Source organism: Vibrio sp. Y20_XG_PY13 (assembly GCF_024181925.1).
In the GTDB taxonomy this organism is placed as follows: domain Bacteria; phylum Pseudomonadota; class Gammaproteobacteria; order Enterobacterales; family Vibrionaceae; genus Vibrio; species Vibrio parahaemolyticus.
Genome location: NZ_JAMZAL010000001.1, coordinates 1 through 24,809, shown reverse-complemented (window position 1 = coordinate 24,809; position 24,809 = coordinate 1). Strand labels below are relative to the sequence as shown.

Below are 24,809 nucleotides of genomic sequence, written 5' to 3'. Positions count from 1 at the left end.
ATGAATATGTTTTTCCGCAAACTACTGTTTAGTACTGCAATTATCAATGCGACTTCTGGCTGCGTTTCTTACCAAGCGCAACAAGCTGCCACTCAAACAGTAAACAACACGGGCATTGTTCTCACCAATGTGGTGAAAAACACCATCGCACAACCGTGCAATGTCGCTATCACCGTTGCTAGCTTGTTTTATCCGCACGCGATATTCATGACTAGCGTACCAACTCAAGCTTGTACAACCGTACTGAGATAACGAATTCAAAAAAATGGCGACCACTTGGCCGCCATTTTTCATTTCTTTTAATTTATAGCGTTAGCAGATAGTTCACCAATTCGCTGTACTCGGCATAGCTACGGACTTCATTAGGAATAACGATGTACTTGTTATTCACAACGACGCCAGGAACGCCGGTCAGAGTGCTCTCTTTGAACTGCTTATCGAAACGCTTTTGCATCGAACTAACCGCAAAGCTGTTGTACGCCGCGTCAAATTTGTTGCCATCGACACCGTTGTCCGTGAAGACTTTCTTTAACTCATCTTCGTTTTTCGGTGCTTGGCGCTTTTGATGAATTTGCGCGAACATCGCAGGCACCATTTTGTCTTCAACACCTAGCGATACCATGGCTGCGTAAGATTTTGCCATTGGCACTGCCATGTCTGCGCCCATAAACGCCACGTGCACTTTTTCAAAGCGTGCTTCTTTTGGCAAAGCCGGTTTTAAGTTTTCAATCACAGATTCAAACTTATAACAGTGTGGGCAGTAAAACGAAAAAAACTCTGTAACGGTTGGTTTAGTCGCTTTCTCAACGTCCAACACTTTGTAGTGTTTACCTTCTTCAAATTGAGCAGCGTGAGCGCTGAAAGCCAGTAAAAGTGTGCTGCATAGTGCAAGTAATTTCTTCATTGTTTGTTTTCCTTCGGGCACAACAGTGCCGTTTTAAATATAGCTAAGAGCCAGCTAGTGCTGGAGATAAATAAAGAAGAAATCAAACAATCGGAGGTCGGTAAGGTTTATAAATCACAACCACGGCTTTTTCAGTAGGAAGCTTATCAATGAGCGCCAAGCTGTAAGGCAGTAGCATCAATCCATTTTGCGACAAAGTCGTGGGAATTTTCACAATGCAAGAAGAGCTGCAACTGGTGTGCGACTTTTGCCCTTTTTCCATCATGTGTTCTTTGTGGTGCGGCTCAACACAATCTGTATTTACGCCGAGTTTTTCTTGAAGTGCAGTTTGCTGCATGGGAAAGCTTTGTGCTTCTATTGATGCTGTCGATGCTTGAACGCTCGATGAAACACTGGTTAGCAGCATAGCCACCAAACAAACCAGAGTAGTCATCAATGTACGATTCAACTTCAACATATCAATTTCTTCACAACACACTGATTTTCATCATACAGAAAGATCATATTCATACAAGTTTGAAGCACGAAGAGTACACGGTTATTTCACTAGCTATACCAGCATGAATCCGATAACGCTTGAAATACTTATGAAACACGAGTAATAGTTAGAGCAGTTTTTGTACTAACAAGGAAAGATTCATGCTTAAAAAGAGATTTTTCAAAACTAAAGATGAAGTTGAAGTCACTTTTGAACTCGATAAAAACCAATGGGAATCCATTAAAATCGCTGGAGATTTTAATGACTGGCAACCAGAGCCAATGAAACTGGTGAAAAAAAGCGGCCAATTTAAGTTCAAAACACGTCTACCCAAAGAGCAACACATCCAATTTCGTTATCTCCTCGATGAAGTTGAATGGGAAAACGATCCTCAAGCAGATGCTTACGTTCCAAATGGCTTTGGTAGCGACAACAGCGTTGTTTGCACCGTTGAATAAGTTGTAACTTTGATGGGTTGATTAGTGCGGATTTCACCGTAGTAACAATACATTCTTTTCACTTAAGGCGCACGAGTTGCGCCTTTTTCCTACCAATAAGACAAACTCAAGTAGCAATTATTGTTGCCAGTGAACAACAGTGTTTTACCTAAAGTGATATATATCAACAAAAGTTATTTCCTTAGTATGAGTTCATCGCAGCAGACCGCTGCTTTCAACGAAAACTGAGGAAGTAACAAATGAAAAAACTGGTTGTTATTACTGGTGCAAGTTCAGGTATTGGTGAAGCTATCGCACGTCGTTTTAGTGAAGAAGGCCACCCTCTCCTTCTTGTGGCTCGTCGCGTAGAACGTTTAGAAGCACTCAATTTACCAAACACCTTATGTGAAAAAGTCGATGTCACTGACCAAGCGAGTTTGATAACAGCGATTGAAAAAGCAGAAGCTCAATTTGGTCCAGCTGACGTGCTAGTCAACAATGCGGGTGTAATGTTGCTTGGTCAGATCGACACGCAGGACGCCGCTGAATGGAAGCGTATGTTCGACGTTAACGTGCTTGGTTTGCTTAATGGTATTCACTCCGTACTTACATCAATGAAAGCGCGCAATAGTGGCACAATAATCAACATCAGCTCTATTGCAGGTAAAAAGACGTTCCCTGACCACGCGGCATATTGTGGGACTAAGTTCGCAGTTCATGCAATTTCAGAAAATGTGCGCGAAGAAGTAGCCGCATCAAATGTGCGTGTTACGACTATTGCACCGGGCGCAGTAGAGACGGAACTCCTTTCTCACACCACCTCCCAAGACATTAAAGATGGATACGATGCTTGGAAAGTGGATATGGGTGGTGTACTCGCCGCAGACGATGTCGCGCGTGCAGTAATGTTCGCTTACCAACAACCACAAAATGTCTGTATCCGAGAAATTGCGCTCGCGCCGACCAAGCAGCAACCATAATCTGGTGACAACTTAGTTTCCCATATACTAAGCAAACGATTTGTTCTATATCAAAACGTTTGCTTTTTTTATATTATTAACTCATCGGATAACCTTATTCTTTACAAGCTTTATTTGAAATAACTCGCAAATTTGTTTAACTTTCAGTGATATCAAATACAGCACACATCACTTACATGAACGAACAAGAAATCAAGCCATCCCTTATCATTGTCGAAGACGATCCAAAACTACAAGATATGCTCGGTGAGTACTTTGTAGAACAAGGCTTCGACGTCTGCTGTATTGATAACGGCACCGACGCGCCGAACGCCATTTTAGACACTCAACCCGATTTGGTTTTGTTAGATTTGATGCTGCCGGGCCAAGACGGTTTGAGCGTTTGTCGTCAAATCCGTGAATGTTACAAAGGCAAAGTTCTGATGCTTACCGCAAGCGATGACGATTTTGATCACGTCGCTGCGCTTGAAATTGGCGCCGATGACTTTGTCACGAAACCTATCAAACCGCGCGTGTTACTTGCTCGTATCCGTATGTTATTGCGCAGGAAAGAAAGCGCCGCTCCAGCGCCAGAAAACGGCTTACAAATCGGCGTGTTGTGTTTAAACCGACTACGTAAATCTTGTACTATGAACCAACAACCTGTCGCATTAACCGACGGTGAGTTTGACTTGCTGTGGGTACTCGCCACTCATGCCGAGAAAACCTTGTCGCGTGAATGGCTCACCAAAACGTTACGCGGGATTGAGTACGACGGTACAGATAGAACCATTGACAACCGCATCGTAACGCTTAGAAAGAAATTGGGTGACGCGTCCTGCTCACCTCAAAAAATCATTACGGTACGCGGCAAAGGCTACCTACTAATGCCGGATGCATGGAACGCATAAATGAGAAGGATATACCTAGAGAGCTTTTTAGGTCTGATCATTCTTTTTCTCGCCAGTCTGAAAGGTTATGAGCTCATCGTGTATGAGCTCAATACTGATTATGACTACCTACTTCAAGAACACAGTTCGCAAGCTTTCTACGATTTACTCTCCCCTATCTATGAAGAAAAAGGGCTTGAATACACCAAAAGCGAGCTAGAAAAGTTTGCCACGGCAAGCCATCGATTGTTGCAACCGCACACCATGGATGAGCTCCCTCCTGAGGTGAAGGAAGTGTTCGATGAAGATCCTACCGCTAACATCGCCTTTGATGATGAACGGGATTTTTGGTTTCGCTTCGACGAGAGCACTCCCTTTTTCAAAATTAGCGATAACCCGAATAGTCCTATCATTCAAGCCGTCAATTTCGACGACAACATGGTATGGATATTCTTCATCGCTGGTTTCGCGCTTTACTGTGTTTTGCTGATCTGGTTTTTAAGCCGCAGAATTCGTGAACTAGAAAGAGTCACCGTCGAATTTGCGTCTGGTAATTTCAAAGCACGCGCAAGCACGGCCAGCGCCAAATCGGTTGGCACATTGAACAAAAGCTTCAATAACATGGCCGATAAAGTCTCTCGACTCATTACCAGCAATAAAATGCTCACCAATGCGGTTGCTCACGAGCTACGCACACCAATTTTTCGCTTGCAATGGCAGGCTGATTTACTCGCCGACTCCTCTCTAAATGAACAACAGACAAAGTACGTCAATAGCATCGTTGAAGACATTGATGAGATGGAAGAAATGGTCGAAGAACTCCTTTACTACGCAAAAATGGAACGCCCAGAAACAGAGCTTCGGACCGAAAGTCTTGAGCTTAACTCCCTGCTTTCTGACCTAAAAGACAAATGGCAGCAAGAGACTCCATTGCCAATCACCGTTAAAGATACGGATTGCAAAGAAGCCCCAATTAAGACCGACCCCAAACTGCTCAAGCGCGCGTTAGACAACCTACTTCGCAATGCCATGCGTTATGCCGATAGCCAAATCATGTTAGAAGTGACCGAAGATGAAGAACACTGCATGATAAGTATTCATGACGATGGAAACGGTATTGATGAAAAAGACTGGCCTCACCTGTTTGAGGCATTTTACAGCGCCGACAAATCTCGTAATAAAAGCACCAGCGGCTTTGGTTTAGGACTTGCCATCGTAAGACAAATTATGGAATTGCAACGCGGCGATGTTTCTATTTCACACAGTCCTCTTGGTGGCGCCTGCTTCACCGTATCTCTGCCTAAATAACGGGCGAACAACGATAAAAGTTAAAGCGCAGTTCGCTTAGTTTCTGCGCTATTTTCTTCCTCATCCGCTCTTATTACATAAGACGACATTTCGATACAATCCATAGACAGAGACAAGTAATAAAACAGTGTACATTTAATCCATCAATTCACAGAGATAATGGATTCACCCCATGTATAAACCACTTTTACTCGTTGTCCTTTCTTCCTCACTTGCAGCATGTGCATACAACCAAAAGCCTGTTGTAGACATGACGAATGTTGACCAAGCGCAATACGAACAAGATTTTGCCTACTGCCAAGGTTACGCAGAGAAAGTCGACAAAACAGAAGCCGCTAAATCTGACGCAACCAATGGTGCAATGACTGGCGCATTAATCGGTGCCGCGGCAGGTGCTCTTGAAGATGGTATTGGCGGTGCAGCTGTTGGCGCAGTAGCTGGTAGCGCAGTCGGTGCTGGTGCAGGCGCTTTAGGTGGCGCGAATGATTCCACCAAAACACAAGCTCTCGTGCTACGCAAATGCCTACAAAATAAAGGTTACACCGTTTACGACCTTGATTAAGCATTAGTCTAAACCACACAACCAAAGTACTTACTCATCAAATCAAACGTGACGTTTTTTGCTTGCACCCATATTCACAAATGTTTCACGTCTAACCGATTAGTCTCAGATCGCAATTTGGTGCATTTCGGTACTAACACACATCAATCAACCAATAATAAGAATTAAGGCCCAATTTTGAAGCCAGGTAAAACAGGAATTCGCCGAGTCATGGATGCGACCGGTTACTCAATTAAAGGACTAAAAGCCGCGTGGACTCATGAAGCCGCTTTCAGACAAGAACTCGTACTGACTTTGGTTCTTTCTATCAGCGCATTTTTTCTGCCAGTTACCACGCTTGAACGTGTATTGATGATCAGCAGCCTATTGCTGATTTTAATCGTCGAACTTATTAATTCCGCCGTAGAAGCGGTTGTCGACCGTGTCAGCGATGACTGGCATGAACTCAGTGGTCGAGCCAAAGACATTGGCTCTGCAGCAGTATTTGTTGCGCTATTTCTTGCCCTATTTGTTTGGGCGTCGTTCTTGCTTTAGTTTTATTCAAGAAAGTAACTTATGAAGACTGTTGATTCTCCAAAGAAAGGTATCCCATACGTTGCCTTTACTGTTCTACTCGCGCTGTATTTCGCTCTCGTGGTGAACATCCCAATCTATAAAGAACTCATTGGGATTTTCTCTAAGTTAGACGAAGTCAAAATCGGTTTCATTATCACTATTCCGATTTTCTTTTTTGCCGCGCTTAATTTCTTATTCAACCTATTTAGCTGGCCATGGGTTGGAAAGCCGTTCTTTATCTTGCTGCTAGTGGTCTCTAGCTTAGTAAGCTACGCAGGCTATAACTACGGAACGCTGTTTGACTCTGGGATGATCGCCAACATCGTCGAGACCGACTCGAGTGAAGCAAGCTCTTATCTCAGCACGTATTCGGTCGTTTGGACGACGTTAATGGGTGTGATTCCTGCCCTGATTGTGTTCAAAGTAAAGCTGCAACCACAACGCGGACAATGGCTACGCTTTGTGCTTACAAAACTGGTCGCGATGCTCGCTTCGTTAGCAGTTATTGCCGTGATTGCGGGGTTGTACTATCAAGATTACGCATCTGTGGGTCGCAATAACAGCTACCTGAAAAAAATGATCATCCCAACGCAATATGTCTACAGCGCGACAAGTTACGTAAAAGAAAATTACTTAACTACGCCACAGCCATATCGTGAAATCGGTACTGATGCACAGCAATCTCCGACCGCTTTACAGCAAGCGCAGGACAAACCGACGTTACTCGTTTTTGTAGTAGGTGAAACCGCACGTACTCAAAACTATCAACTGAATGGTTACGAGCGTGAAACTAACCCCTACACCAGCCAATTAGATGTTATTTCTTTTAAAGATGTGGCGTCATGCGGCACTGCGACAGCAGTATCTGTACCATGTATGTTTTCTCAGTTAACGCGCAATCAATTTGACCGTAAACAAGCTGATAACCAAGACAACGCGTTAGATATCATGCAACGTGCAGGTATCGACCTACTGTGGAAAGAAAACGACGGTGGCGATAAAGAAGTCGCGCATAAGATCAAAAAAATCGAAGTAGACAGAAAGCAACAAAACGCACTGTGCAACGGTCAAACTTGTTACGACATGGCACTACTGAGTGACTTTGACCAAGAAGTGTCGAGCATGAACGGTAACCGAGTTGTAGCCATGCACCTTATTGGCAGCCATGGCCCAACTTACTTCCAACGTTACCCGAAAGAGAAAGCATTTTTCCAACCAGATTGCCCACGTGCAGACATTGAAAACTGTAGCGTCGAAGAGATCGTAAACACCTACGACAATACCATTCGTTACACAGACTTTGTCTTGGAACAAACCATCAACAAACTTAAGACGTTAGAAGACAAATACAACACTGCGTTGATTTATGTCTCTGACCACGGTGAATCGCTTGGTGAAAGCGGCATGTTCTTACATGGTATGCCTTACGGACTTGCTCCGGATTTCCAAAAACGAGTACCGCTTATCATGTGGATGTCGCCAAGCTTTAAGCAAGCAAAACACATCAACACGGATTGCTTGTCCAAAGAAGCACAAAATGCAGGTAAGTACTCGCATGACAATGTGTTCCACTCTTTGCTTGGTATTATGGATGTAAAAACCCAAGCCTACGACGGCCAGTTAGATATCTTCAAAACCTGTCGAACCGTATCCTAAGTAGTTAGAGAAAGCCTGATTCAAAATGTGAGTCAGGCTTTTTTATGACAAGCCGTTTCTGCCAACCTCTTTTTCGCTCGTTATAATCAACGCCTAATGAAATCGAAACAGAGCGAACAACATGAAAATCGGTATTATTGGTTTAGGCGACATTGCACAAAAGGCTTACCTTCCTGTCATTACTCAACTTCCTAATGTTGAGCTGGTCTTTTGTACCCGAGACGCCAAAACCCTCTCTTCACTAGCTCAGCAATATCGCATTAAGGAAAGCTGTCAGGACTACCGACAGCTTCCTGCGTTTGGTGTAGATGCGGTGATGATTCATGCCGCAACTCATGTTCACTTTCAAATCGCTGAATATTTTCTAAAACAAAGCATTCCTACTTTTGTCGACAAACCTCTGGCGGACAGTGCCCAACAGGTAGAGCAACTCTATGAGATTGCAGCTATCGCCAATCAACCACTTTATGTTGGCTTTAATCGCCGACACATTCCGCTCTACAACGACTATTTGCCAAACGTACAAAAAGGCGATGTCGCTAATTTGAAGTCACTGCGTTGGGAGAAAAATCGCCACAATCTGCCGGGAGAACTCCGAACGTTCATCTTTGACGATTTTATTCACCCGCTAGACAGCGTAAATGTTGTAGCAAAAGCCGATTTGCAAGACGTCTACATCACTCACCAATTTGACGGCCAACAACTCGCACGTCTGGATGTGCAATGGCAACATGGTGATACCCTACTACACGCTTCAATGAATCGTCATTTTGGCATCACAAACGAACGCGTTCAGGCATGTTATGCCAACCAAGCATTTGAGTTTGATTCGTTTGTGGAAGGTAATTTGTGGCAGGACAATCAAGAACGTAAGTTGAACTTAAAAGATTGGACACCAATGCTCACGAGTAAAGGTTTTCACGCTATGCTATTCGATTGGTTTAAGGTTGTTGAATCAGGCAAGCTGGCTACAAGCACAGTGCAACGCAACATAGCGAGCCACCAGCTTGCAGAGCAGATCTGTCAACGCATAGAACAAGCCGTGCATTGCAATTAATCCCTAGAACCAATCTATGCATGAAACGCATACATTAATTCACTTTTTGTCATTTGTTTCATTGACTAATCGTCACTAAACTTCGCGCTCATTTTTCTACATGAGCGCACAATGCATGCTTTTTTCTCAATCCATTTTCGCTCAGGTGTTGAGAATGTCCATCATGTTGGGGCTATCTCTAATCATCGTCCATAACTCTCCGAAGTTGCTGGAAATATTAGCAGAACAAGCCATCAACAGCGGTTGTCACCAAACAACGGGTGACAACGAACACCATGATCATTCTCATCACCACCATCATTAATAAGAGCAAACTATGAGTATTTTCCGATTTCCAGTTCTTGTTTGGCTTGGAATAGGGATTTTGATTATTTGTCTAGGGATCAGACAATCTTTCGGTATTTTTATGATGCCAATTTCAGACTACTTTCAGACCGGGCGCGAGTTCTTTAGCTTTGCTATTGCCTTGCAAAACTTGTTGTTTGGCGTATTCCAACCTTTTGTCGGCATGGCGTCAGACCGTTGGGGCGCGAAGCGTATTATCATTTTAGGTGCCTTTTCTTACGCTTTAGGTCTTTACCTTACTTCTATCGCCGTTGAGCCAATCATGATGTATCTATCGCTTGGCGTTTTGGTCGGTTTTGGTTTGAGCGCAACCAGCTACGTCATTGTGTTAGGGGCGGTCGCAAAGGTTGTCCCTGCACAACATGCAGCTAAAGCATTTGGTTTAACTACCGCTGCGGGATCGTTCGGTATGTTCGCCATGATCCCTGGAGCACAAGTGCTTTTGAGTGATTTTGGCTGGCAAGGCGCACTTCAAGCATTCGCTGTACTGTGTAGCTTTATGGTGATGTTTGCATTGTTCATGAGAACTGCGAAGCCACAAGCAAGTAACCATGCAAATGTTCAGGAAGACACACAAACCCTAAAAGAAGCATTAAAAGAAGCTTTCTCTCACAGAGGTTATTGGCTGATCCACGCAGGTTTCTTTGTGTGCGGCTTTCACGTGATGTTTATTGCAACTCACTTACCAAGTTATCTGGCAGATAAAGATTTACCAGCCTCAACCGCCGCAATGGCACTGGCGTATGTTGGCATCTTCAACATTTTTGGTTCGTACTTCTGGGGTGTTATGGCGGACCGCTTCAATAAACGCCATGTTATGTCTGCGCTGTATTTAATCCGCACGGTAGTGATTGGTGCTTTTGTGACTCTACCTGTCACCAAGCACACCGCAGTCATCTTTGGTGGTGCAATCGGATTCTGTTGGTTAGGCACCGTACCTCTCACATCTGGATTAGTCCGCCAGATTTTTGGTGCTCGTTACCTATCAACACTTTATGGCTTGGTATTCTTTACTCACCAAGTAGGAAGCTTCTTGGGGGCTTGGGTCGGTGGTCGCATCTACGATTACTACGGTTCATACGATCCAATCTGGTGGTCAACCGTCGTTCTGGCACTCCTCGCCGCTTTGATTCACTTACCGATCAATGACAAGCCGGTATCACGCTTGAATTTGGCAACCACCTAACCAGAAAGGCTCTTAACGTCTACCGTTGAGAGCCTTTTTGTCAACAGCCCAATGATCTCCGCTTTCCTTTATCAAATGAGTATTCTCATCAATGATTTCTTATTTAAGATAAAGCACACCCATTCATCCTCTGTTAAGATTTGTGTGACATACTTTGTAGAAAGTTATAAATCAAAAAGGGTTTTAGATGAGAACACTTGGCAACATCATCTGGTTTTTATTCGGTGGCGTATTCATGGGATTGCTGTGGTGGCTATTCGGTATTCTTGCGTTCATCAGCATAATCGGGATTCCGTGGGGGCGAGCTTGTTTCGTCATGGGTAACTTTTCGTTTTTCCCATTCGGCAAAGAAGCCATTTCGCGTGATGAACTAACCAATGAAATGGATATTGGCACGAGTCCGCTAGGCGTCATCGGCAACGTACTTTGGTTTGTGTTTGCAGGTTTGTGGCTGGCAATCGGTCATATCCTATCCGCCGCAGCGTGTTTCGTTACCATTATTGGTATTCCGTTTGCACTTCAACACCTGAAACTGGCCGTAATTTCCCTCGCGCCTATCGGTAAAACTGTTGTAACGTCAGAAGAAGCGGCAATCGCTCGTTACAACATTAATCGTTAAGGTTATGTATCCTCTGAGCTTTCGGGCTCAGAGGGCAACGCCTGTTAAAAGTAAGCCTATTATTGCTACAGCGTATTCGATAATGGTTGATTGTATGCTCATACCGTCACCTTTAGGTTTATATCTTACCTAGCTCTGCACTGCTTCCAATTTATCCTTTATAATCAATTATATTTGTAGCCCATCACTTGAGTTGTTCAACACTTCAACTACAAACATCTCAACTCAACTTCCCTCTTACAAATTTTTAAAGCCGAACTATAAGCGTAGCCAAAAGTAATCGACTTTGAGGAGAGATCTACGCGGTAAACGGAAGAATATTGGTCAGGAATCTTACTTTTTCAGGCCCAAGAACAACTTATGGTCGTATCTTTTTTTAACCACAAAATGTGCACATCAAAAGGCAAAGAACACTAAGGATTGAATAAATCAACAAACATTGATTGTGACGTAGACTAATTTATTTTGTTTGTCCTCTTCCCCTACCACCCCATATCATCCCCACCACAAACGCTCTTTGATATTTTTATTTGTAGTTCTGCCACCGACGTAAAAGTACGCCTTTTCATCCCACAATTTTGCTTTTACAACCGACCAGAACGTTCTGAGTCATTCAATGACTCAGCATCTATTCATGCAGGAATATATCGTGGATAAATATCAAGCGGCTTACGCAAAGCGTCTCTCAAAACTAAAAAGTGATAACAGTTCACCTAAGGCAATAGCTCGCCTTTGCGCTTGGGACTCGTTTTTTAACCAAGAGTTTGAACTTCAAGATCTTGAATATCAGATGGCCGATGTTGCGCGTCAGCGTTACGAGCAATCCAATGTAAAAAACGACATTTCGTTTAAAGCCTTCAAACGCGCCTTCTACAACGAATCCATTGAGATCTATAACTTGACCGATGGCGCAGCCATTCAAAAAGTCTTTACGCCATTAATTATGCTTGCCACCGCTTGGATTGTGTTTGTGTGCTCTGTTTCGAACTAAGCACGCAAATACACTCCAAGAGGGATGAGAATCATCATGCCTAAGATAACGTTACTTCTGCTGGCCACTACAATTGGTATTGGCATTACCGGCGCTGCATTTTGTGTTGGTGTGACTTACGCATTTACTCAGTTACCGTTAGAAAGCTGGTTTCTAAACCCATAAATACAAAAAAGCAGAACTCGATGGGAGTTCTGCTTTTCATTGTTTATTTGGCCGTAACTCGGATGAAACCTAGAATTCCCGGTTCATTTTTTCCAAACACGATAGAAAGGTTGATTGCTGCTCTGGCTCAATATGACGAGTAAGATCACGCACAAGATCAAGGTGCAACTGGTTATGATGGCGATGAATTTTCTCACCTTCTGGTGTGAGCCTCACAACGATAGCACGGCGATCTTCCGGATGAGGGCAACGTTCTATCAAGTTCGCATTCACTAACTTTTCGATTTGTACCGTTAACGTTCCGGTCGTGATGCCTAACTTTTCCGCCAGTTCTTTCATGCGCAGCGCACCATGGCCGCCCAGCACTTCAATGGTATGGACTTGGGCCAAAGAGTAGCCGGTTTCTTTTACGACTGACTGTTCCCAAGAAGACATCTTGTCATAGAACTCGGTCAGCATTTGATTCAACTTTTCTAGTTCGCTCATCGTCAGCTATTTTGTAACTCTAGAGTAAGGTGATGAATCTTATCAAACTTACTCAATAATTGCTTAAATTCACTCAACGTTTTATCACTGCGATTATGTAACACAATCGCAGCCGAGTAATGATGTCCGCTCACCTTCCAAACATGCAGATCCAGCACGTCTGCGTATGGCTCAATCGTCTCTCTGATTGCCTGTAGGTACTCGTGATTAATATTCTCATCTAATAAGACTGGTGCGGTTTGCTTCATCAAACCGAGAGTCCACTTACCAATCACCAAAGCCCCAACGATCCCCATAATGGCATCTAACCAAATCCATCCGTAAAACTTACCAATAATAAGTGCAACGATCGCTAACAGTGACGTTAAGGTATCTGCCAAGACATGAAAATACGCGGCGGCAAGATTGTGGTCCTGGTGCTCGTGCGAGTGTCCATGCGAATGGTTATGATCATGTGGGTGGTCGTGATCATGATGATGGTGATCATGCAGCAGCAACATACTTGCTAAGTTAACCACCAAACCAATCACTGCGACCATAATCGCTTCGTTGAATTGAATACTCTCAGGGTTAAACAAACGGTGAACGGATTCCACCATCATCATTAGCGCCACCATGCCCAAAGCAATCGCGCTCGTAAAACCACCTAAAACACTGACCTTCCCGGTACCAAACGAAAAACGCTCATTGTTCGCATTTTGCTTAGCATAGCGATAAGCGAATAAGGTGATGCAAAATGCCGCTGCATGAGTGCCCATGTGCCATCCATCGGCGAGTAAGGCCATAGAACCAAAAAGCGTGCCCGCAGCAATCTCAACCACCATAGTGACAAGCGTCAGAATCAGAACATAAAAAGTTCGCTTTTCACCTTTATGGTTATGAGAAACAAAATCGTGCGTGTGTTGTGCTATTGCCATAGATAAATCATATCCCTATTGCTTGGTTTGTTTGATAGTCAAAATATTTGATTCAAATTTAGTTTGATCATCAAACAAAGTCAACATAGAAAACTAAGAAAGGCGTTCATCACTGCACTCAAGATTGGCCAATCTGATGCCTTCCCGCATGAACATATGCGGCGTTGTTTGGGAATCAGCCGCTTATACGTTAAGCTGCCGTTACTCAACTAAAAGATAGAAAGCGGATAGGCAGATGGAACATGTAGGTTCTCGTGCACTGATTGTTGAAGGCGGCGCAATGCGAGGGGTATTTTCTTGCGGAATACTCGACCATTTTTTAGCTGCGGACTTTTCTCCCTTCGACAGCTTTTGGGGTGTATCGGCTGGCGCAAGTAATCTTGCCGCTTATTTGGCAAAAATGCCGGGCAGAAACCTAAAAATCTATCTCGATTACAGCCTAAGAAATGAGTTCATCACCCCCAGCCAGCTCATACGCGGTGGTGATGTCATGGATTTGGATTGGATGTGGCAAGTAACACTTGAAGAGTTAGGCATTGATAAAGAAGTGCTTGCTGCTGATCCGCGTCCTTTTTTCCTTGTCGTCACTCGTCAAGATACTGGACAGGCAGAATACCTCTCTCCGGACGTAGATATGTTAGCGGAGACCATGAAGGCCAGCAGCGCCCTGCCCGTACTCTATCGTAATGGCGTACTTCTTAATGGCACTCGATATGTGGATGGCGGCGTTGCAGATGCCCTGCCAATTGCCGAAGCCATCAAGAGAGGAGCGACGAAAATCATGGTCCTACGCAGCCAGATCGCCAGTTACCGGAAACCAAGATCAAAGTTCAGTGCCATCACAAAACGTATGCTGAAGGAAACTCCAGCTCTGATTGAGCCTATGCTGACACGTGACGTTCGTTACAACCAAACATTGGAACTGATAAACAACCCGCCACCAGGCGTTGAGATAATCCAAGTGTGTCCACCAGAAACGTTTAAGTTAAAACGCTTAAGCCGCTCACCAGAACCTTTGCGAGAAGCATATGAACTGGGAATTGAGGCTGGCAAACAAGCCATAGAACGTTGGAATTCAATGTAAAGAAAAAAGCCACCTCGATTAAACGCAAGTTAATCTAGGTGGCTAACGCAAACTCGATGGCAGTGGATTATCGATTTGCTTCGCTACGAGCCCAATAAGCAGGCTCAAATACATTCAGCGTAATACTAAGACATCGGTCAAAATTGGCTGTTCGCTGTCGTTCGCTTTAATAGGTTTCGAACAGCCCTGAGTTGTAGTCTTGAATCGCTTGTTCAATTTCTTCGATACTGTTCATGACAAATGGGCCATAGTGAACCACCGGTTCATTGATTGGTTCACCTATAAAGAGCAGGACCCCACTGTTGTCTGCCGCAGTAAACTTTGCGGCCTCTCCTTTTGATAACAGCGCCATCTCACCTTGCTTTACAGTGCGTTGATTTATCTCGACACTGCCTTGGTACGCATAAATCATCATGTTATGGTCAGCGTCCAAAGCTAGCTCAAGCGTGGCTCCTCTATGAGGCCGCCAATCAGCAACAGTTGCTACAACACCAGTTTGAGTCAACGGCCCAACAATTCGTTCTCCCGCAATCATCAACTCACCAGCAATGACACGAACAAGCCCTGTCTTTGCAGTGTCAAATTCCGTGATCGTCTCTGGTTGAAAATCGTGGTATTGAGCGGGTTTCATTTTGTCTTTGGCTGGTTGATTAATCCATATCTGAAAACCATGCAGCTCACCATCTTGCATAATTGGCATTTCACTGTGTATTACTCCGCGACCTGCCGCCATCCATTGTGCGCCACCAGAACGCAATTCGCCGACATTGTTCATGTGATCACGATGTTGAAAATGACCTTTCAGCATATAAGTCAGCGTTTCAATCCCACGATGAGGATGAGGAGGAAAGCCACCAATGTAGTCAGAACGTTGATCGGATTTCAGCTCATCCATCATTAAAAATGGTGAAAAGCTCGTGTTGTTAAAACCTGCAACTCGACGAATTTTAACACCATCTCCGTCAGCGGTAGGTTGCGATGGAATCAACTGACGAATCTCTCTGAATGTGCTCATACTTCTTCTCCTCGTTCGCCTTGGTAGCTGTCTGCAAATCGCGTTTCAGCTCACGCTATCGACATGGTTTTATTTTAGTTTGGAGAAAAATAATCATGAGCAGAGCGATTCGAGCTACTTATTCAAGTTTTTCGAACAATAGGAAATCGGTAACAAACACCATTGGTCATTTTTAAACCAGACCAAGTGCCCGGCGATTGATGATAAGTTCTCTCTTATCACATAAACGTTTTTGAATTTATTTGAAAATAAATGTAGCTATTTCTTAAACAAGGTGTATAGTGGCGCTTGGCTCTTCGAAGAGAGCTGTTAATGCTACATTTAGTTTAAGTTCCTTCTCAGTAAAATCTTGAATCCCCATTCAGACACCTGCGTACAACTTCCTCTTGATTGACATTCAATAGCTTAAAAAAAGATCCACCAATAATTTATCATTAATGTTTTTAATTCAGAGGTTTTTATGTCTGCTAAAGTAACTGGTTCAGTAAAATGGTTCAACGAAACTAAAGGTTTTGGTTTCCTATCTCAAGACAACGGCGGCCAAGATGTATTCGTACACTTCAACGCTATCGTTGCTGACGGTTTCAAAACACTGACTGAAGGTCAGAAAGTAAGCTTCAACGTAGAGCAAGGTAAAAAAGGTCCTCAAGCGACTGAAGTTACTCCTCTATAAGACTGCTTTTCTTGGTGCAGCATGCCCATGCTGCACCAAATCTCTCTCCTTCAAAAATATCCTCTCAACATAAACTCAGCCTAATTTCAGGCATTGCTTAGTGCTACCCAAAATAAATGGGTCAGTACCGCTTAACTTATTATTTAAAGGAAAAATCATGTCCTCAAGAAGAACAGGCCGTCAAAGGCATTGGTATCAATTACTTAACAAAGAAAAAATTGTCAAAAAACAGGAGAATAAATGTTAGAAATTGAATTTAATTTACATCAACCTAAAACCACTTGGAGAGCTAAAATATATCAACTGAATAGCGATATACTGAAGCGACATATATTGCCAAAACTTCAATATCGTAGTCATCTGATTGACTTCCAATATTGTGAAAAAACCTGCTTAGGCACTATTCTGTGTGACTCAGGTTCAAAGTTAGGAAGTTTTATTATCCAATAGTGCTTTTTTAAGGCATTAATAATTCTCATCAATATTTTGGAAGATATCCAATGGCTAGAAAAAGTAAAAAGCAAATTGATAAGGAAAAGAAAGAATCTGAGGAAAATGCTGCCGCTGTAAAACAACGAACGCGTCGCCGTATCGAAGATATTATGGAGCAAAGAGCGTTTGATAAAATGTTTGATCTTTAACTCTGATTCCTACCTCTTCAAGCTTATTGTGCAAAGGTAACCGCCACCTACCTTTCCACTCCGCTTTCCAATCAGTTTGCTATCTCTTAGCCAAAAAATACACTTCTTAAAATAACCTTCTCCACACCCAAATTTTTCTTCATCTTAAGCTTCACGCTTTGCTTCATCACTGTAAGCCAACTTTAGTGTGCGCTGAAAAACAATCCAAGTTCGAACATCCACTCGATATCTATCAAACTCTAAAAACGTATCGCACTCTCATTTTCTGACGGGTCTAGATATATTGATAAATTTACGTATAATCGCAAGCGTTTGCTTCGTATAACCCCAATGATATGGTTTGGGGGTCTCTACCAGTTCCCGCAAAGTGCTGATTACGAAGAGTTGAGATCACTGTGGATCTTACTCTTTGTGATAGCGTTCGATTTATTCCTATCTATACCTATTCTTAGAGTAACTGCATCCACAATACACATAAGGTGGAATATGAACGCATTTATTCAAGGTCTTCCAAAAGTAGAGCTGCACTTACATATCGAAGGTTCACTCGAACCAGAACTCATGTTTAAACTTGCCAAGCGCAATGGCATAGATATTCCTTATTCGTCACCAAGCGAATTGAGAGAGGCATACCAATTTGAAGATCTGCAATCTTTTCTCGACCTCTATTATCAAGGCGCAAATGTTTTACGCACAGAGCAAGATTTTTATGACCTAACGTGGGAATACTTGGAGCATTGCACAGCAGACAATGTGATTCATACCGAGATATTCTTCGACCCGCAAACTCACACTGAACGTGGCATTGACTTCGACACCGTACTCAACGGCATTTCTAGAGCGCTGACAGATGGCCGCGAAAAATTAGGCATCACATCGCAAATCATCGCTTGTTTCCTTCGTCATTTGTCAGAAGAAAGCGCGATGGAAACACTGCAATCTGTTTTAAAGCATCGCGATAAAATCATTGGAGTGGGGCTAGATTCATCAGAAAAAGGCCATCCACCAGCTAAGTTTTTACGTGTCTTCCAGAAAGCGAAAGAGGCAGGCTTGCTTACCGTGGCACATGCCGGAGAAGAAGGACCAGCGCAAAATATTACCGACGCGATTGAAATGTTGGAAGTGAGCCGCGTTGATCACGGCGTTCGCTGCGTAGAAGATGAAGCTCTAGTGGGATCTCTAATTGAAACCAAAATGCCACTGACCGTTTGCCCGCTGTCTAACATCAAACTTTGCGTGTTTGATGAAATGGGACAACACAACATCGTAGAACTTCTGCGTAAAGGCGTGGCGGTAACCATTAACTCTGATGACCCCGTTTACTTTGGTGGCTACATGACCGATAACTTCCTTGCAGTGAATCAAGCACATCCCATGAGCAAAGAAGAACTGGCGAAATTCACGCTCAACGCTATCGATGCAAGCTTCATCGACAACGAGTTGAAGGCTCAATATCGTCATAAAGTCGAACAATATGTTGCACAACATTCATCGATGTAATGCGGTATACCCTTACAAACCCTCTGTGGTTAAAACGGGACTTAAGCGCTAGACTGAAAAAGCTCAACAAAGCACTTAATAAAGGAAGAAAATCATGATTCAACAAGGCCAAGCACTACCTTCTGCAACCGTAAGTGAACTGACTGCCGATGGCATGGTCAACCACGATGTGACCGAACTGTTCGCGAACAAGAAAGTGGTGCTATTCGCGGTTCCTGGCGCATTCACTCCAACTTGCTCAGAAGCTCACCTACCAGGCTACGTAGTACTCGCAGATCAATTAAAAGCCAAAGGCGTTGATTTACTTGCTTGTGTGGCGGTGAACGATGCATTCGTAATGAACGCATGGGGTGAAGCTCAAAACGCTTCTGAGATTTTGATGCTAGGTGACGGTGATGCTAGCTTTACTAAAGCGCTAGGCTTGGAAATGGATACTGGCGGCTTTGGCGGCGTTCGCTCACAACGTTACGCGATGATCATTGAAAACGGCGTAGTAACAACACTTAACGTTGAAAAGCCAAGTGAATTTGAAGTAAGTAATGCAGAAACTATTCTTGCAGCACTTTAAGAAAACACAAAACGGAAGCTCAAGCTTCCGTTTTTTTCAGGCGATTAGCGCATTCTCACGACACTAGTTTGTTGCTTACGTTGCATCTCTGCAAAAGTCAGTACAAACGGAGATGACTGCTTCACGTGGCTTGGCAGCGACGAAAGCGCATTGTAGGCTTCTTGCTTCGATTTAAAATCACCAGCTGTCACCGTATACCAACGTGTACCTCGGCTATTTTTCCAGTTAACCCATACAGGGTGTTTAGGGTCGATATAGCGAATGTATTCTTTCACATCTTTTTCTTTCTTCAGTGCTAGTACCTGCATGGTGTAGTGGTTGGGATTCAGGTAGCCGTATGCATCTTGAGACGACATCACACCCACACACTGCCCATTATCGATAGGTTGATGAGGCATAGCGCAGCCCATGAGCGAAAAAATCAATGTCAAAGATAAAATCTTGTGCACGTGTCACTCCATTTTTGTTCTGGTTTGTTTTCTCTCATACCCATCACGCACAAATGGTTGTGCAAAAACATCACTGAAGGCTTGGACTAACAACGATTTGTGAGGATTGGGATCACATCCAATATCGAAAGCTACGGCATCGTTATTCTTTGACGTCGTTTTTAATAAAAAGCGATGGGAGAGCAAGAATAACAACACGTTTTAGCTTCTTTGGACATTACGAGTTGTTCAAAAAACTAAGGCGACCATTTAGGCCGCCTTAGTAAATTGATTTTATAAAAAACCTTTAAAACCAGCTTGCTACCAGTCGCTTAAACCAATCCAGAATACGTTTAAAAATCCCGCCTTCTTCCACTGGTTCGAGTGCAACTAGCTCGGTCTCTTTCACGACTTTTCCATCCACTTTGTATAGCACCTTGCCAACTACCTGATCTTGAGCAATTGGCGCAAGTAAATCACCGCTGTATTCCACTTCCGCTTTAAGTTTGTTTACGTCACTTTTAGGCAGAGTGAGATAAACATCGCGGTTCACACCAACTTTTAACTCATCCTTTTGCCCCATCCAAACGCGAGCGTTTGCGATATCAGTTCCTGCGGCCGTTGGCATCAAGGTATCGTAGAATCGAAAACCGTAACTAAGAAGTTGCTTACTTTCTGATTCACGCACACTTTGGCTCTTCGCCCCCATGACAACTGCGATAAGGCGCATGTCGCCATTGGTGGCTGACGTAGCCAAACTGTAACCTGCACCACTGGTATAGCCTGTTTTCATCCCGTCAACGTTCATGCTGCGATCACGAAGTAAACCATTCCGGTTGTATTGAGTAATGCCGTTGTACGTAAAAGACGTTTCGCTGTACATCGGATAAATATCTGGCAGATCACGAATGATTGCTTGACCCAACTTAGCTATATCATGCGGTGTTGAATACAAACCATCGCTATCTAAACCGTGAGGGTTAGTAAATGAGGAATTCGTCAAACCAAGTTGACTCGCCCAACTATTCATTAAGCTAACAAAGCCTGCTTCGCTGCCAGCGACGTGTTCTGCAATGGCAACACTAGCATCGTTTCCTGACTGAACCACCAATCCTCGATATAAATCAGACAGAGACACAGATGTGTTTACTTCGATGAACATTTTGGAAGAATCTGGGAAGTTTTTCGCCCAAGCGTTGCGACTAATGACAACTTGATCATCGAGACTGATATTGCCAGCGTTTACTTCTTGTCCTGCAACATAAGCAGTCATCAGCTTAGTTAAGCTCGCAGGGTTTAATCGCTTGTCTGCATCGCGCTCTACCAACACTTTACCTGTGTGATAGTCCATCAGTACATAACCGCGAGAGCTTAATTCAGGTGCATTAGGGACAACTGTTGGTGCAGCAAAGGCAAAGTGATAGAAGGTAGCAAGGCCGGTAAGGAAAGTCGTGTTGAATAAGGTATTTTTTCTCATAGTGACATCTAATCTTATTAGCAATCTGTGGCTTACAAACTAAGTCGAGTATATTGAAACGCCATACAGTTACAGCAGCAATGTTACGATTCGTTACCTTTACTCAATGTTTGTCGAGAAGAATGAGAGATGAGTAGAAATTTTCCGTCCACACATGTGATGCCCAAACGAGATCACGAAAGAACGGCCCCATGTCAATGGCAGCGAGAATCCACATTTTTAGATAAGCAGATCTCTAAAACAAATCGTTCAAAATATGAAAAAGCACCCGCACAAACGGTGATGTCAGGGAGAGTACCTGTGCGGGCTTAAAAGGACAATTCAACCCAATAATTACAGAGCTGAAAAACTAGGGGTAATGAAAATCGGATAATCCAAGATCTTCAGTTGCGCTTATATTACTCACCTTACGTTTTATCTTGTTAGCTTCGCGTCAATACCAGAGTAATAGAGACGTGATACACAAAAATTGGGATTGATTCTATTGACGACGAATAAAATAAAAAATATCGAAGAGAAAACTCGGTACTGGTTAATTATATTTATAATAACCCTAAATCAAATTTATGATTTCGGATATTTTTACCTTAAATAAACATCGTGAGATTTTTAATTTTCATTTTCTTTCATTCAGTCAGAAAGCGAAGAAAAGTACAACTTCCCTTTCTTAAAACTCAATGATGTCTTACGTGTTTTTTTGGAACTTTTACTTTCTGGATCAATAAATTGAGTATAGCAATGAGGGACTAAACACCCACTTTTCGCTCTAAACGATAAACCACTGTTGTTTAGATTGACACGCTGTTTCTTTACCACTAGGGATTCCAAACAATGGTTATCCTTAATTTGGGTGGCAATTCGATCGCGTACTCCTACCCAATACGCCTTAAACGACGACATCATAAACATCCTCTTTAATGACATGAATAACATACACTTGAGCTTTATTCCGTCACGACGAAGCTGGTCATTATTCCATATAAAAATTAATAACAGGAATTAATAGCCCCTACTTAGATATGGTTTGGCTCTTTTTCATTTAAGAAATACGCTTTCATCTCATAATGTATTGAGATGCATATAGTTAACACTTTATGACTATTAATTAGAAAAGCGTAAGACGAAATTGTGCATATTCCATACAAAAACAAAGGATATGTCAAAGGTTAATTAGCAATTAATCAGTTATAAAACTCAAAACTAAAATTCATAACGGGCTATTATCAATAAAGACAAAAATAAATAATATCGACTTTACCATTTATAGATTTAGATGATATCAACATACGCAGTTTACTATTATTGAAAAATACATAACCAATAAACATACGACCTATCTATTAATGATATTTAGGTCTTAGTAGAGAATATTGAGGAACGAAAAAGCGCACCTTTAATGGTGCGCTTAACATCTTTTCGTTTAAGGTTTCAGCTTCAAAACATTATCAATGTCTAAAGCACTGTGGCGCTCAGCTAGTTGCTCCCACTCTTCACCCCAAGAGCGGTTAACAATACGACCACGTTTAACACCTTCTCGCTCATCAATCGCTTTCGCCCAACGCACAACGTTTTTGTAGCTCTCCACATCTAAAAACTCGGCTGCATCGTATGCGCGGCCCAACACCAAGTTACCGTACCAAGGCCAAGTTGCGATATCGGCAATGCTGTACTCATCACCACCTAAAAAGGCGTTGTTTGCCAGACGTTTGTCCAGTACATCCAGTTGACGCTTAACTTCCATCGTAAAGCGGTTGATTGGGTACTCGAATTTCTCAGGCGCGTACGCGTAGAAGTGACCAAAACCGCCTCCTAGGTATGGTGCAGAACCTTGCAGCCAAAATAGCCAGTTCATTACCTCGGCACGCTTCGCGCCTTCTGTTGGTAAGAAGTGACCAAACTTTTCTGCCAAGTAGAAAAGAATGTTACCCGATTCAAACACGTTGATAGGTTCATCACCTGAGCGATCAACCAGCGCCGGAATTTTAGAGTTTGGGTTTACAGCTACAAAGCCAGAACCAAATTGGTCACCATCGCCAATCTTGATCAAATACGCGTCGTATTCGGCTTCCTTTACGCCTGCCGCCAAAAGCTCCTCAAACATGATCGTCACTTTCTGACCATTAGGAGTCCCCATTGAGTAAAGCTGGAATGGGTGCTCTCCAACTGGCAACTCTTGCTCGTGACGTGCACCAGAATCGGGACGATTAATGCTCGCCCATTGGCCGCCATTTTCACTGTCGTTAGTCCAAACTCTTGGTGGTGTGTATTCGTTAGCCATTGTTATTCCTTATCGTGTTTGAATGCACCTGTAGGCTGGTTCAAATCGCTACCAGCAGCAATGCTTAAAAATCCCCACCTTAAATTGGCTGGGCATAATCAAGATATTAGGTCGGAATCTTCAAATAAAAGTCCTTCCCTCTCGATTAATTAGAACCTTTGGTTATGGAAATTTCTTTCACGATATAAGGAAAAACGTCGCGGTAATGTGAACTAGGTTCGAGATGCCAACAATGAGGAACAGATAAGGTTTAGAGGCCCATCCAACATATCAGTCTTAATCAAGCTTGCATCGTGGCAACAGCTAATCGACAGCGCAAAACCGTGTAGGTAATCTGCCAATAGATCCAAACTGTCTTGCTCTACTTGCTGGGATAAACCCAAAGGTTGAACAATCAATTGATAGCGCTCAGTAAACACTTGAGCAGGTCCGTGGGATGTCATGCTCAACATAGTTTGCAACAGCCCGTTATACTCACGCAGCAGCTCAATATAACTAGCGCACAGGTGTTTGAGTTCGCTTTGCCAATCTTCATTCGCTTGCGGTTGATAAATGTCTTCCACCAGTGATGTCGTTAACGCTTCAAGCAAAGCATTTTTGTTTTTGAAGTAGTAATAGATCGCCATAGGATCCACATCCAATTGGGTCGCTAGCAGACGAACACTTGGTATCTTTCCGTCCTTTTTCATCAATAATTTAGCCGACTCCAGGATGCTTTCTGCACTCAGTTGTGACTGCTTTGCGGTCGGTCTTCCGCGTTTTTTTTCGTTGACAGACATTTGATCTTCTCGATAAACTCAGAATTATTCTACATTGTAGAATTAATTTTAAACCAACCTTTAACTTGGCTCAAGCATCACCATTTTGATGAGGTACTAATGGCAAATATCGTATTTATTGCAACCAGTCTGGACGGTTACATCGCAGATAAACAAGGCAAACTCGACTGGCTACAATCCGTACCAAATCCAGACAACATTGATACTGGCTTCGTCCCACTAATGGAGCGTATAGATGGCTTGGTAATGGGTCGTAATACATTAGATGTCGTACTGAGTTTTGGTTGCGATTGGCCGTACAGCAAGCCCGTGTTCGTACTCAGCAATACCATGACAGAAGTTCCACAAGGCTACGAAGACAAAGTTTTTTTAGTCAAAGGCGAGCTAAAAGATGTACTTGCTGACCTAAATACAAAAGGCTTTAACGAGCTTTACATCGACGGCGGCGTGACGATTCAAAACTTCCTCAAAGAAGATCTTATCGATGAAATGGTGATCACTCGCTTCCCTATCCTACTTGGCGGCGGCGCACCTTTGTTTGGTGATGTGGAACAACCACTCAATTTTAAAGTGATCAAGAGCGAAGTGGTGCTAGGCACCTTAGTTCAAACGACTTACGTGCGTGAAAGGTAATCTACCTAGATAATTTAAACAAAAGAAAAACGCCCTTCCTAGAGATAGGAGGGGCGTTTTTAAACGTTTTAACTTGGCGGAGCTCATTTTTGGACAAAATGTATGGTACGCCCCGTTTTGCAAGTGAAAATCCAAAAAAACGGAGTTGGTTTGCGCTAATGTATTCAGAGTCTAATTGAGACCAATTTACTTTAGCCCCAGCTCTACGATGAGATCCG

30 protein-coding genes and 1 riboswitch are annotated in these 24,809 nt (G+C 43.1%); of the genes, 21 read left to right on the top strand and 9 right to left on the bottom strand.

The genetic code is table 11. The features are described 5' to 3' along the window. The first annotated feature begins 6 nt into the window (after positions 1-6). Positions 7-252 (top strand): hypothetical protein, encoded by a 246-nt coding sequence (locus tag NL646_RS00145; protein WP_005463406.1) that lies wholly within the window; start codon positions 7-9, stop codon positions 250-252. Between the two features lie 52 nt (positions 253-304). Here the strand turns inward: NL646_RS00145 and NL646_RS00140 are convergent, their stop codons facing one another. Next, positions 305-904, bottom strand: a complete 600-nt coding sequence (locus NL646_RS00140; RefSeq protein ID WP_005477286.1) for a thiol:disulfide interchange protein DsbA/DsbL — start codon at positions 902-904, stop codon at positions 305-307. A gap of 82 nt (positions 905-986) precedes the next feature. Further along, entirely contained in the window at positions 987-1,361 is a 375-nt protein-coding gene (locus tag NL646_RS00135) for a hypothetical protein (RefSeq protein ID WP_015313451.1), read from the bottom strand. Between the two features lie 182 nt (positions 1,362-1,543). On the opposite strand from NL646_RS00135, the gene NL646_RS00130 reads away from it, so the two are divergent. The 13 genes from NL646_RS00130 (at position 1,544) to NL646_RS23330 (ending at position 12,112) form a co-directional block, all read left to right on the top strand. Continuing rightward, positions 1,544-1,840 carry an isoamylase early set domain-containing protein gene (locus NL646_RS00130; protein WP_005477072.1) on the top strand — a complete coding sequence of 99 codons (297 nt, stop codon included), beginning with the start codon at positions 1,544-1,546 and terminating at the stop codon, positions 1,838-1,840. A gap of 239 nt (positions 1,841-2,079) precedes the next feature. Beyond that, on the top strand, positions 2,080-2,799 hold the full coding sequence (locus NL646_RS00125; protein WP_021449420.1) for an SDR family oxidoreductase: 720 nt from the start codon (positions 2,080-2,082) through the stop codon (positions 2,797-2,799). Positions 2,800-2,975: 176 nt separating this feature from the next. Next, positions 2,976-3,689 carry a response regulator gene (locus NL646_RS00120; RefSeq protein ID WP_025542113.1) on the top strand — a complete coding sequence of 238 codons (714 nt, stop codon included), beginning with the start codon at positions 2,976-2,978 and terminating at the stop codon, positions 3,687-3,689. Further along, on the top strand, positions 3,690-4,976 hold the full coding sequence (locus tag NL646_RS00115; RefSeq protein ID WP_017447343.1) for an ATP-binding protein: 1,287 nt from the start codon (positions 3,690-3,692) through the stop codon (positions 4,974-4,976). Between the two features lie 172 nt (positions 4,977-5,148). Further along, on the top strand, positions 5,149-5,538 hold the full coding sequence (locus tag NL646_RS00110; RefSeq protein WP_005463395.1) for a hypothetical protein: 390 nt from the start codon (positions 5,149-5,151) through the stop codon (positions 5,536-5,538). A 177-nt stretch (positions 5,539-5,715) separates the two neighbouring features. Further along, positions 5,716-6,072, top strand: coding sequence for a diacylglycerol kinase (locus NL646_RS00105; RefSeq protein WP_005463392.1), 357 nt, complete (start codon positions 5,716-5,718; stop codon positions 6,070-6,072). Positions 6,073-6,093: 21 nt separating this feature from the next. Continuing rightward, on the top strand, positions 6,094-7,749 hold the full coding sequence (locus tag NL646_RS00100) for a phosphoethanolamine transferase (RefSeq protein ID WP_017447341.1): 1,656 nt from the start codon (positions 6,094-6,096) through the stop codon (positions 7,747-7,749). 121 nt (positions 7,750-7,870) lie between these two features. After that, a complete protein-coding gene (locus tag NL646_RS00095) occupies positions 7,871-8,806 on the top strand; it encodes a Gfo/Idh/MocA family protein (RefSeq protein ID WP_253663681.1) in 936 nt (311 codons plus the stop codon). A 154-nt stretch (positions 8,807-8,960) separates the two neighbouring features. Further along, positions 8,961-9,110, top strand: a complete 150-nt coding sequence (locus NL646_RS00090; RefSeq protein ID WP_005499370.1) for a hypothetical protein — start codon at positions 8,961-8,963, stop codon at positions 9,108-9,110. Positions 9,111-9,122: 12 nt separating this feature from the next. Beyond that, positions 9,123-10,337, top strand: a complete 1,215-nt coding sequence (locus NL646_RS00085) for an MFS transporter (RefSeq protein ID WP_253663680.1) — start codon at positions 9,123-9,125, stop codon at positions 10,335-10,337. A 187-nt stretch (positions 10,338-10,524) separates the two neighbouring features. Further along, positions 10,525-10,956, top strand: a complete 432-nt coding sequence (locus NL646_RS00080; protein WP_005463381.1) for a YccF domain-containing protein — start codon at positions 10,525-10,527, stop codon at positions 10,954-10,956. Positions 10,957-11,605: 649 nt separating this feature from the next. Then, positions 11,606-11,947, top strand: a complete 342-nt coding sequence (locus NL646_RS00075) for a hypothetical protein (protein ID WP_021451131.1) — start codon at positions 11,606-11,608, stop codon at positions 11,945-11,947. A gap of 36 nt (positions 11,948-11,983) precedes the next feature. Next, positions 11,984-12,112, top strand: a complete 129-nt coding sequence (locus NL646_RS23330) for a hypothetical protein (RefSeq protein WP_005477316.1) — start codon at positions 11,984-11,986, stop codon at positions 12,110-12,112. Between the two features lie 69 nt (positions 12,113-12,181). Here the strand turns inward: NL646_RS23330 and NL646_RS00070 are convergent, their stop codons facing one another. Both NL646_RS00070 and dmeF read right to left on the bottom strand, forming a co-directional pair. Further along, positions 12,182-12,598, bottom strand: coding sequence for a MarR family winged helix-turn-helix transcriptional regulator (locus tag NL646_RS00070; RefSeq protein ID WP_005463375.1), 417 nt, complete (start codon positions 12,596-12,598; stop codon positions 12,182-12,184). A 2-nt stretch (positions 12,599-12,600) separates the two neighbouring features. Beyond that, positions 12,601-13,515 (bottom strand): CDF family Co(II)/Ni(II) efflux transporter DmeF, encoded by a 915-nt coding sequence (gene dmeF / locus NL646_RS00065; RefSeq protein ID WP_025534601.1) that lies wholly within the window; start codon positions 13,513-13,515, stop codon positions 12,601-12,603. 235 nt (positions 13,516-13,750) lie between these two features. Here dmeF and NL646_RS00060 point away from each other — a divergent pair, with 235 nt between their 5' ends. Beyond that, complete coding sequence (locus NL646_RS00060; protein WP_021821881.1) at positions 13,751-14,599, top strand: patatin family protein; 849 nt, start codon at positions 13,751-13,753, stop codon at positions 14,597-14,599. A 166-nt stretch (positions 14,600-14,765) separates the two neighbouring features. Here NL646_RS00060 and NL646_RS00055 read toward each other — a convergent pair whose 3' ends face one another. Next, positions 14,766-15,614: a pirin family protein gene (locus NL646_RS00055; protein WP_005463372.1), complete on the bottom strand. Its 849-nt coding sequence runs from the start codon at positions 15,612-15,614 to the stop codon at positions 14,766-14,768. Positions 15,615-16,074: 460 nt separating this feature from the next. Here NL646_RS00055 and NL646_RS00050 point away from each other — a divergent pair, with 460 nt between their 5' ends. The 5 genes from NL646_RS00050 to NL646_RS00030 all read left to right on the top strand — a co-directional run bounded on the left by NL646_RS00050 (position 16,075) and on the right by NL646_RS00030 (position 18,996). Beyond that, positions 16,075-16,287 (top strand): cold-shock protein, encoded by a 213-nt coding sequence (locus tag NL646_RS00050; protein WP_005463371.1) that lies wholly within the window; start codon positions 16,075-16,077, stop codon positions 16,285-16,287. Between the two features lie 240 nt (positions 16,288-16,527). Beyond that, positions 16,528-16,737 (top strand): hypothetical protein, encoded by a 210-nt coding sequence (locus NL646_RS00045; RefSeq protein ID WP_253663679.1) that lies wholly within the window; start codon positions 16,528-16,530, stop codon positions 16,735-16,737. A 50-nt stretch (positions 16,738-16,787) separates the two neighbouring features. Further along, positions 16,788-16,928 (top strand): PA3496 family putative envelope integrity protein, encoded by a 141-nt coding sequence (locus tag NL646_RS00040; RefSeq protein WP_005463370.1) that lies wholly within the window; start codon positions 16,788-16,790, stop codon positions 16,926-16,928. Between the two features lie 297 nt (positions 16,929-17,225). After that, positions 17,226-17,325: riboswitch (purine riboswitch) on the top strand. 89 nt (positions 17,326-17,414) lie between these two features. After that, positions 17,415-18,428 carry an adenosine deaminase gene (locus NL646_RS00035; protein ID WP_025817682.1) on the top strand — a complete coding sequence of 338 codons (1,014 nt, stop codon included), beginning with the start codon at positions 17,415-17,417 and terminating at the stop codon, positions 18,426-18,428. A gap of 94 nt (positions 18,429-18,522) precedes the next feature. Beyond that, on the top strand, positions 18,523-18,996 hold the full coding sequence (locus tag NL646_RS00030) for a peroxiredoxin (protein WP_025637403.1): 474 nt from the start codon (positions 18,523-18,525) through the stop codon (positions 18,994-18,996). A 44-nt stretch (positions 18,997-19,040) separates the two neighbouring features. On the opposite strand, the gene NL646_RS00025 is transcribed toward NL646_RS00030, so the two are convergent. The 4 genes from NL646_RS00025 to NL646_RS00010 all read right to left on the bottom strand — a co-directional run bounded on the left by NL646_RS00025 (position 19,041) and on the right by NL646_RS00010 (position 23,958). Further along, positions 19,041-19,445, bottom strand: coding sequence for an SPOR domain-containing protein (locus NL646_RS00025; protein ID WP_005499396.1), 405 nt, complete (start codon positions 19,443-19,445; stop codon positions 19,041-19,043). Positions 19,446-19,731: 286 nt separating this feature from the next. Further along, on the bottom strand, positions 19,732-20,901 hold the full coding sequence (locus NL646_RS00020; protein WP_253663678.1) for a D-alanyl-D-alanine carboxypeptidase family protein: 1,170 nt from the start codon (positions 20,899-20,901) through the stop codon (positions 19,732-19,734). Positions 20,902-22,321: 1,420 nt separating this feature from the next. After that, positions 22,322-23,179 (bottom strand): glutathione-dependent disulfide-bond oxidoreductase, encoded by an 858-nt coding sequence (yghU, locus tag NL646_RS00015; RefSeq protein WP_005477118.1) that lies wholly within the window; start codon positions 23,177-23,179, stop codon positions 22,322-22,324. A 212-nt stretch (positions 23,180-23,391) separates the two neighbouring features. Beyond that, positions 23,392-23,958, bottom strand: a complete 567-nt coding sequence (locus NL646_RS00010) for a TetR/AcrR family transcriptional regulator (protein WP_029806399.1) — start codon at positions 23,956-23,958, stop codon at positions 23,392-23,394. A gap of 99 nt (positions 23,959-24,057) precedes the next feature. Here NL646_RS00010 and NL646_RS00005 point away from each other — a divergent pair, with 99 nt between their 5' ends. Beyond that, the gene (locus NL646_RS00005; RefSeq protein WP_193236591.1) at positions 24,058-24,591 is read left to right on the top strand and encodes a dihydrofolate reductase family protein; all 534 of its coding nucleotides are present in this window, start codon (positions 24,058-24,060) and stop codon (positions 24,589-24,591) included. Positions 24,592-24,809 lie beyond the last annotated feature (218 nt).